The 1,083-nt window shown below is 49.3% G+C and carries 1 protein-coding gene and 1 pseudogene; both read right to left on the bottom strand.

The window, feature by feature from the left end:
• Positions 1-1,005, bottom strand: a 1,005-nt coding sequence (locus R7Z50_RS24750; RefSeq protein ID WP_318149384.1) for a flagellar hook-length control protein FliK, incomplete at its 3' end; no start/stop codon positions are given.
• Positions 1,002-1,083, bottom strand: a pseudogene (locus tag R7Z50_RS24745) (LafD); the annotation flags it as partial. The pseudogene R7Z50_RS24745 and the gene R7Z50_RS24750, both read right to left, overlap by 4 nt.

Here is a 1,083-nt window from a genome sequence, read left to right as displayed (position 1 = left end):
GAAAATTGTGGTGTCTTCGTCATTCATCTGTTGTTGATGGCACTCTTGACCTTGGTCGGCACCTACATTGACATCAACATGGTCGAAGTTTTGTTCTTGTAGTTCAGTGCGTAAGCGTTCCGATACTTGCATCAAGGCTTCACGTGTTGCCGCCGTGTTTGCGTTGATCTGTACGCTCAATCGATCGCCCTCAACACGAACGAGTAAATCCAGTTTGCCTAGATCGGGCGGATCGAGACGGATTTTCGCTTCCTGAACACTTTGCTGTGCTTGCAAGGTGACTCGGTCATGCAGCACCTGCATCATCTGCTCGCCCCATTTGCCTGCACTTGTGTCCACTTTCACTGCTGCCCACTCTGAGCCTTGCGTATGAGCATGAGCTACTGTCGCAGCGCTCACTGCTTGAGCGGACGGAGCAGAAGTTTGAACGTTCAGTGGTGCAGTCGTTGCTTGCCCTTGCGCTGGTTGGTTCAACAATGCTTGAAAGTCTACGGCAGAGGTGTTCACGCGTGCATTCGCAGAAGCCGTTTGGCTAGTTTGAATATCTTGTTGTTGCGGTGATGTGTTTAACAAGGCATTAGCTTGCGCTGGGCTTGTTGTTTTTGCTTCACCTTTTACTTCCAACGGATTGACTTTGTTGAACGACACAACCGATTTCTCAGCCATGTTTAGCATGCCTTGCGTCAAGGTTTGCGCTTGCGCTGCAAGGTCTGGTGTTTCAGTTGGTGTTGTTGCACTGAGAAGAACATTCATTCCTGTGGTGTCAACAGCAGCATTTTCTTCCGTTGTTGCAGTTGTCGCCTCTTTGCGCTCTTCACTTGAGAACGTTTGTGCAGCAAGGCGAAAGCTTGGTACTGCTTGCTCTGATAATGCTGCGGATTGATTCAGAGGTGTTTGCCCTGAAGCATTGCGCTGCGAAAAGCCTTGAACGTCTTTTGCTTGCGTGATTCGGCCTTCTGAAGCCGGAGCGGCATTTGACGATGGCAGTGAAGAAGAAATCATCATTGTGTCATCTCCATTGTCATCGCTAGTTGATATGCCATGGCACGCTCTTGTTGATCGTTCGCCATGTTCATCTCTTTT

This window comes from Vibrio sp. 1249-1 (assembly GCF_033340495.1).
This window is presented reverse-complemented; position numbering and strand designations above follow the sequence as displayed.